The following is an 819-nucleotide window of genomic DNA, read 5'->3' on the forward strand; positions in this document are numbered from 1 at the left end:
AGGTCGGAGTACACAGCGCCAATATTGCTGAGAGTAGTAGCTTCCATTCCTCTATCCCCCACAGCCCTTAATAGGGGTAAAGCTTGGTTGTAGTAGTCTAGGGCTGTTTGTTTTTCTCCCAAGGAGTCGTACACAGCGCCAATATTGCTGAGAGTAGTAGCTTCCATTCCTCTATCCCCCACAGCCCTTAATAGGGGTAAAGCTTGGTTGTAGTAGTCTAGGGCTGTTTGTTTTTCTCCCARGGAGTCGTACACAGCGCCAATATTGCTGAGAGTAGTAGCTTCCCTTCCTCTATCCCCCACAGCCCTTAATAGGGGTAAAGCTTGGTTGTAGTAGTCTAGGGCTGTTTGTTTTTCTCCCAGGGAGTCGTACACATGGCCAATATTGTTGAGAGTAGYAGCTTCCCCCCCTSTATCCCCCACAGCCCTTCTTAGGGGTAAAGCTTGGTTGTAGTAGTCTAGGGCTGTTTGTTTTTCTCCCAGGGAGTCGTACACAGCGCCAATATTGCTGAGAGTAGTAGCTTCCCCTCCTCTATCCCCCACAGCCCTTAATAGGGGTAAAGCTTGGTTGTAGTAGTCTAGGGCTGTTTGTTTTTCTCCCAGGGAGTCGTACACAAGGCCAATATTGYTGAGAGTAGTAGCTTCCCCCCSTCTATCSCCCACAGCCCTTAATAGGGGTAAAGCTTGGTTGTAGTAGTCTAGGGCTGTTTGTTTTTCTCCCAGGGAGTCGTACACATGGCCAATATTGYTGAGAGTAGCAGCTTCCCCCCCTCTATCCCCCACAGCCCGATACAGGGGTAAAGCTTGGTTGTAGTAGTCT

The 819-nt window shown here is 49.4% G+C and carries 1 protein-coding gene; it reads right to left on the reverse strand.

Features of this window, described 5'->3' with window-relative positions; genetic code table 11:
- A partial coding sequence (locus tag B9T16_RS29010; protein WP_410246427.1) for a tetratricopeptide repeat protein occupies nt 1–819 on the reverse strand: 819 nt, incomplete at both ends.

Source organism: Arthrospira sp. PCC 8006 (assembly GCF_046480465.1).
Classification (GTDB): domain Bacteria; phylum Cyanobacteriota; class Cyanobacteriia; order Cyanobacteriales; family Microcoleaceae; genus Limnospira; species Limnospira platensis.